Origin of the sequence: Muriicola sp. (assembly GCF_049669965.1) — a bacterium.
Lineage (GTDB): Bacteria > Bacteroidota > Bacteroidia > Flavobacteriales > Flavobacteriaceae > Muriicola.
This window is the reverse complement of the sequence record NZ_JBATLB010000236.1, coordinates 1-6,948: the sequence shown is the minus strand read 5'-3', so window position 1 is coordinate 6,948 and position 6,948 is coordinate 1. Positions and strand designations below refer to the sequence as shown.

5 protein-coding genes are annotated in these 6,948 nt (G+C 36.0%); 1 reads left to right on the top strand and 4 read right to left on the bottom strand.

Annotated elements, in window-relative coordinates:
* Positions 1 to 657 precede the first annotated feature (657 nt).
* Entirely contained in the window at positions 658 to 2,148 is a 1,491-nt protein-coding gene (locus WBM49_RS12190) for a hypothetical protein (RefSeq protein ID WP_424372328.1), read from the top strand.
* Between the two features lie 303 nt (positions 2,149 to 2,451).
* On the opposite strand, the gene WBM49_RS12185 is transcribed toward WBM49_RS12190, so the two are convergent.
* The 4 genes from WBM49_RS12185 to WBM49_RS12170 form a co-directional block, all read right to left on the bottom strand.
* Positions 2,452 to 3,015: a CIA30 family protein gene (locus WBM49_RS12185; protein ID WP_424372327.1), complete on the bottom strand. Its 564-nt coding sequence runs from the start codon at positions 3,013 to 3,015 to the stop codon at positions 2,452 to 2,454.
* Positions 3,016 to 3,407: 392 nt separating this feature from the next.
* Positions 3,408 to 3,974, bottom strand: coding sequence for a hypothetical protein (locus WBM49_RS12180; protein ID WP_424372326.1), 567 nt, complete (start codon positions 3,972 to 3,974; stop codon positions 3,408 to 3,410).
* Between the two features lie 917 nt (positions 3,975 to 4,891).
* A complete protein-coding gene (locus tag WBM49_RS12175) occupies positions 4,892 to 5,410 on the bottom strand; it encodes a YybH family protein (RefSeq protein ID WP_424372325.1) in 519 nt (172 codons plus the stop codon).
* A gap of 163 nt (positions 5,411 to 5,573) precedes the next feature.
* Positions 5,574 to 6,254 (bottom strand): DUF4386 domain-containing protein, encoded by a 681-nt coding sequence (locus WBM49_RS12170; protein ID WP_424372324.1) that lies wholly within the window; start codon positions 6,252 to 6,254, stop codon positions 5,574 to 5,576.
* Positions 6,255 to 6,948 lie beyond the last annotated feature (694 nt).

Here is a 6,948-nt window from a genome sequence, read left to right as displayed (position 1 = left end):
TGCAAAAACTGAACGGCAGTAGGAAACATGAAGGCTGCAAAGAGCCAAAATGCTACTATATTTTTACCAAGCTGTTTTTTGTAATCCATTGTTCTTTTCTGATCGCCAAAACGCAAAAGTAAAGAATTATTGTAGGATTTAGGTAATTAAATACCTCAATTTCAGTTTTAACTGGATGTTGTGTGCGATGGAAGAATCAGTTCTTTTAATGTTTTTGCGGAGGCTTTTTTACCTTGTTTTTGATTTCTTCGCGATATTGTTCTGTTGAGACTCTCAGTAAATTCCAGCTTTTCATTGGAGCCTTTGTTGCGCTTTCGTTATTTTCATTAAATAGCTTTTAATCCGCACATATTTGGTCAATATTCTCCATTGTACTCTTTTTTACAGAGAAAATAGATAATAGGATGGGTATTCTGTATAATATCCTAATTAATTACTTGATTATAAGTAAAATAGGCACTTTTGTGGTTTTCAATCATTTTTGTTTAACGGGTTAATTATGTGTTAAAATAGCAATCAGCAAATTGGCCACAAAATATTTGTTTAACTTTATGGAGAGAAAATTAAACAAAAAAAGCTATGAAAAAAATTTATTCAATTGTACTTACGGGAGTACTCACATTATTATCTTTCAGTTGTAGTGATGATGATGGTGTAATGGGTCCGGAACCGTCTGGAAATACTACGATTTATGATTTATCAACAAAAGATGTCGCCGGAATTTCAGGGACGGCAACCTTTGTAGAAAATACAGATGCCTCTACCACTATTATTTTAGATCTTACAGGAACTCCGGCAGGAGGAGTACATCCGGCGCACATACATTTTAACACGGCCGCAGAAGGTGGAGGCATTGCGGTATCATTAGAAGCTGTTAATGGAGACACAGGACAAAGTGAAATCACAATTTCAGCTTTAGATGACGGATCAACAATTACGTATGCTGAATTATTAACTTTTGACGGATATATCAACGTCCACTTAAGTGCCAGTCAATTAGGTACTATTGTTGCTCAAGGCGATATAGGTCAAAATGATCTTACCGGAACTTCAACGTCATACGATTTATCCGAAAAAGATGTACCGGGAATTTCTGGAAACGTAACGTTTTCTGAAAGAATAAACGGAGAAGCTTTAGCCGAGATAGTATTAGGTGGAACTCCTGATGGAGGAGAACATCCGGCACATATTCATGCGAATACTGCCGCAGAAGGTGGGGGTATTCTCTTCTCTTTTAATCCGGTTAATGGAGATACGGGGGTAAGTGCAACCAATGTGGCTGCATTTGACGATGGTTCGGCCCTGACTTATGCGGCTATAGAAGGTTTAGATGCTTACGTAAACGTTCATTTAAGCGCTAGTGAATTAGGGACAATTGTTGCTCAGGGAGATATAGGTCAGAATGATCTGACCGGAACTTCAACGTCATACGATTTAGCTGAAAAAGATGTACCGGGAATTTCTGGAAACGTAACGTTTTCTGAAAGAATAAATGGAGAAGCTTTAGCTGAGATAGTGTTAAGTGGAACTCCTGATGGAGGAGAACATCCGGCGCATATTCATGCGAATACCGCCGCAGAAGGTGGAGGAATACTCTTTTCTTTTAATCCGGTTAATGGAGATACAGGGGTCAGTGTTACCAATGTGGCTGCATTTGACGATGGTTCGGCCCTGACTTATGCGGCTATAGAAGGTTTAGATGCTTACGTAAACGTTCATTTAAGTGCCAGTGAATTAGGGACTATCGTTGCTCAGGGAGATATAGGTCAGAATGACCTGACAGGAGAATCGAAAGTATACACCTTAGCTGAAAAAGACGTTCCGACAATTTCAGGAACGGCTACTTTCCTTAAAAGAGTCAATGGAACTGCATTGGCTATTTTGGAAATTCAAAATACACCAGAAGGAGGAATGCATCCTGCACACATACACAATAATAATGCCGCAACAGGAGGCGGAATTGCATTTACTTTTAATGTTGTAGACGGTGACACCGGAATTAGTAATACCCAAGTGGAAACCCTGGATAATAGTACCGCTATTACCTATGACGAGATTTTAACTTTTAATGGATACATAAATGTACATCTGAGTGCTTCCCAATTAGCAACCATTGTAGCGCAAGGTGACATTGGTTCTAATGAATAATTAAGTTTTCACTAAAGAACAATTTAAAATCCATCTAAATTTGATGGGTTTTTTATTTTCTTTTATTCTATTAAAGGGTAATAAATAATATCACGTTAATCTGGTGGAAGTCATTTATGGATAACGGTTTGGGCCATGTTTGCCGCCTACATAAGGGCCAGAGGTGTTTAAGGCAATATTGTTTTTAAAAAAAAGGAATTAATAATGAAGCAATGAAACTACCTTCCTTGGTCATGTACACCTGCCGCCAACCGTCTATGTTCTAAGCCAATTTGAATTAAAGTTTTCTTTGAAATATCTAGATTAGATAACCTCTATAGATTCTATCAAAATTTCAAAAGTTTCTTCTTTTTGGTTACCAATTAGTAATTGCATTTCAACGACATTTTCTCCGGCATAATTAGGTACTTTTACTGGTTCACCGTGGTACATCGCTTCCATCATGTTAAACGGAATAGAGATAGTTTCCCAATTGCGGTCACCCTTGGTAGTAAAAGTAAAACCGTACGAGTAACGTCCATTTCGTGTTCTAACCCGGAAGTTGTAGTCTTTGCCATCCCCATTCAAAAGCAATAAAAATGCCGTTGCTTTATCCGGAATAATGTAAGGGCTCTTTTCTACAGTTTGATGAATCGAACAAAAACCGCCATTATTTTCTAAAGAAACGCGACCGGAGAAATGCGCAAGATTTTTGTCTGTTATTTTTAACTGACTATCGGATCGCCCGCCCATGACTACATCATCTTGTATGCGCCATTTGCCTTTACCTTGTTCGGGAAAGCTATAAAGCATCATTCGGGTCGAGTCAGATTTCAGATCATTGTCGGCAATCTTTCGACTCTCTGAATTTTTATTGGAATTGGACATACAAGTCGTTAGTAAGATTAAAAAAATTAAAATTCGCATTAAACAATTATTTTGGTTATTCTAGTTCTCCTAAAATGCTTAAGAAATAGATGATAGATTTATTTATTTATGTCTTCAGCGGCTCCCACCTAAATATAAATGGCTAATCAATGGCATAATTTAAATTATATCTCGAAGATGATACATAACATTTCGTTAGGCATTCAGGCAATATCTGTTGTATTCATTTAATAACACACATGGCTTCGGATATTTCGTAAGGCTAATTGTGCCCTGGCGCTTTACGACAAAGACATTGGCGAGAATCATTTATTTAAAACCCAAGATAAGAATTTAAGTCAAGCCTCCAGGAGCAATAGGGGATATGCGTTGTTAAGTGACGTATAGATTTGTTATTCAGTTGAAACTGTTGGCATCAAGGACCGGTTTCCCCATTTTGAATTTACCATATCAAATAAATGAAACATTTTAAGTCTGAAATAATACGAGTCTAGCTCATTTTCGGATAAGGCTTCCACCATGTCCTGATAAATAAGGTCCGGATTTTCTTTTAATTCCGGTGATTCCAAATTGACTGAAAGCTTATGCCATCTTGAATCCTTTTCCTTTGCCAATTCAATCATTTCATTCTCACACTCAAATAGGGCCAGTTTGGTTTCATTATCTACTTTTAAGAATGGGTCGTAGTCCATAAAGGTTGAAGACGCTATACTGAAGTCTTTGTCCGAGTTTATTTTTTGCATCACCTCCAAATAACTCTTTCCGGAATTATCTCTTAAGATGCCTTCTTTGATTAATAACTTTTCATAATCGTCAATAATGGTTTTTATGTCATAGCCTTCCTTCTGATATTTTGAATCATAACAATGCAGAATTATATCGTCGGCTTGAAAAGTTTGCTCTTTGCACGAGGTGCTTAAAAGAATTAATAAACATATATATACAATTTTATCCTTCATACGTTACCTACTGGTTTTGGCTTAGACTGCATCGAGTCCCAGACGTTTACTATTTATTTTGTTTCAATAAATGTAGGAAATTTCAGGAAAGTTTCAAAGTAGTGCCGAACCTGCATTCCTTAGGCCTGTAAACCTGCCGAAAGCATGTTATAGCCATCCTAAGTTTACTTCGCTTAAATTAAAGTCATAATCAGAAAGAACAAAAAGAGTGGAGTAAGGTTATAATAGCCGTAGGAACTTCAGATTCCGTCAACATAGAAAATCCCCACTCTTTTTACTGTCCAAGTACGATCAGTTCTTTAGGCCTATTAGAGCCTGTTTTGAGGTTGCTGTACTGAGATAGTTTGTTCTTTCCAAATACTTAATGTATGAATAAAAATAGTACAATTCTGGGGATTGACATCTCCGCTGGCGCGGATATGTTATCCGTGCCTCCTAATAAGCAGTGTTCTGTAATGAGATAAACAGGATGACTCGTTTCACTCTTGATCCTTAGAACTTCCCTTTGCAAATAGAAAGTCCATCGCTGCCGCGCTGTTTTTTCATTTTACTTCGTTCAGAGTGGTTGTTTTTCATTGAAAAGAAATCAGAAATACCTTGCTTCGGATTTAATTTCTCAATTTCAATGGTTTCCAAAAATTTAGTGGTAGTAAATATTATGTTTGTTATTGTTGTGTTTGAATTGTTTACTATTTCAAGGATTATTGCATTTTCATTAAATAGATAACATGAATGCAGAGTGGCGATTTAGAATATTGAAAGAAGCCTTTTCATATTATGCACAACGGTCTTGTATATGAAAAGTAGCGAGTTTTGTTCATTAACTTTTCAGTCGGCATAAATGTATTCTAAAAGCGCAAGCTTTGATGACTTGCGCTTTATGAGCTATTTATTGTATATGTTGTTGTAGTACGTTTTTAACTTTCTTCTATTTTCAGAGGTGAATGGTGCTCGCTAACAATTTTCCAACCATTATCTGTCTTCACAAATAATAACGAAATTTGGTCGTTAACAACAACTAGATCTTCACCAAATTTGAGATGAAAATCAGAATGAAAGGTTACATTGGCCACATCACCATACACTGCAACTTGCATATCTTTAGTGTCGAATTTCACTATCTCAGTAACAGCGCCAAAAGTATTGCGTTCAAATTCTTCATTAGCTTCACTTCCATTGCGCGGCGCCCCGTTTTTAAATTCAGTGAATTTTGGACTATAAGCATGAAAAGCAATAAGTTTATCCATATCTCCATCCTTAAGACTTTGCACAATAGCATCCCATGTTTCCAATAATTCTTGTTTTGCTTCAGGAAATTCATCATTAATTAAATCAATTTTAACTTCCTCAACTTCAACTTTTTCTTCTTTTTGCTTACATCCTGTAATTACAATTCCGAGAATCATAATCAAGGCAAATGTCATTTTTAATTTCATAATTTTATATTTAGTTGGTTATTAACTAATTATAAAGATATAAAATTTATGAAAAGTCTGATTTTAGGAATGTGCTGCAACCGTCTTTGCTTTGATTTGTTCACGCCATAGGCGTGATGAATCATAGCCCTTGTTATGTGTAGTCTTTTCTAACTAAATTTCGTTATTTCATTTCCGTTTCTAAAACTGACGAATTCAATCCTTTGAAAATTAACCAAAGAGGAAGAATTAGTTGAATGAGCCCTATTGGAAGAAGCATATTCATACTAATGCTGTTTCCAAAAATCGAAAATAATATTTCAACAAACATAAGAATTACAGCTATAATACCAACAATTGAAATGACTTTTGGAATTAATTTGGACATGTACAATGTATAGTATAAAATAAAAACAGGGAAGCAAGAAATAAGCAGACTCAAGTAGTGTGTCCACCAATGTTTTTTATAAAACACAGTACCTAATGTATTTATAATGTCAGAATTGCCAATTGCATTTTTAGTATACGCTAGACTAAATTCTAACATAGATAGAACACTTATATTGTCAATTGATATAGCTATAAAACCCAGAATACTAAATGATAAATATAAAAATCCCAAAGTGACGCTATGTTCTTTAAATATTGGTAATAAAACTGTGGCTATAATAACAGAGGTTATACCGCTTAGAAATAAAAGTAAGGTCGATATAATGATTTCATTTGAGTTTGCAGAAGCAGTAGTTAGAAAATCATTTGAAAATAATACAGGGCTTTGTAAAAATTGATAGACTGTAATTCCTGTTGCAAAAATGAACAGAAACAATAGGCCAACAAGTCTTCCAGTTTTTTTATTAGATTTCATGTTTTGATTGATACGTTAATTGATTAAGAATAGGACGTTGTCAGCTCTGGAATGTTACAAAAAGTTTGGTTTTTCAAATTCCGCCGGCGCGGATATGTTATCCGTGACTACTTACAAGCGGGGTTCTTTATTGAGAATATCAGGATGACTCATTTCACTCGTGATCCTTTGAACTCTCCTTTGCAAATAGAAAGTCTATCGCTGCCGTGCTGTTTATTTATTTTACTCTGCTCACTGAAAGCAAAACCCTTCGCTGGCGCGGAAATGTTTTCCGTGCCCCTACTAAACTTCCAATTCAAAATAAAACAGGATTCATTTCGCTTCGCAAAATGTTGCTGACAAAGCTCCGCTTTGTAAATAAACAGGATGACTCATTTCACTCGTGATCCTTTGAACTCTCCTTTGCAAATAGAAAGTCCATCGCTAACGCGCTGTTTTTTTATTTTACTCTGCTAACTGAAAGTAAAAGCTTTCGGTGCTCCGTAAAACAAAAAATCCATTACTAACGTAATGGACTTTCTGCTTGTATTGATCTCGACAGGATTCATTTCGCTTCGCAAAATGTTCCTGACAAAGCTCCGCTTTGAAATAGGCTGGATCCGCTGGCGCGGATATGTTATCCTTACCTCCCTACACGGAGGGCTCTCTATTGAGAAAAAACAGGATGACTCATTTCACTCGTGATCCTTTGAAC

What these genes read in the sequence shown, in the direction of transcription:
- WBM49_RS12190 (WP_424372328.1), top strand. Translation starts at nt 658, where the DNA reads ATGGGTCCGGAACCGTCTGGAAATACTACGATTTATGATTTATCAACA.
- WBM49_RS12185 (WP_424372327.1), bottom strand. Translation starts at nt 3,015, where the DNA reads ATGTCCAATTCCAATAAAAATTCAGAGAGTCGAAAGATTGCCGACAAT.
- WBM49_RS12180 (WP_424372326.1), bottom strand. Translation starts at nt 3,974, where the DNA reads ATGAAGGATAAAATTGTATATATATGTTTATTAATTCTTTTAAGCACC.
- WBM49_RS12175 (WP_424372325.1), bottom strand. Translation starts at nt 5,410, where the DNA reads ATGAAATTAAAAATGACATTTGCCTTGATTATGATTCTCGGAATTGTA.
- WBM49_RS12170 (WP_424372324.1), bottom strand. Translation starts at nt 6,254, where the DNA reads ATGAAATCTAATAAAAAAACTGGAAGACTTGTTGGCCTATTGTTTCTG.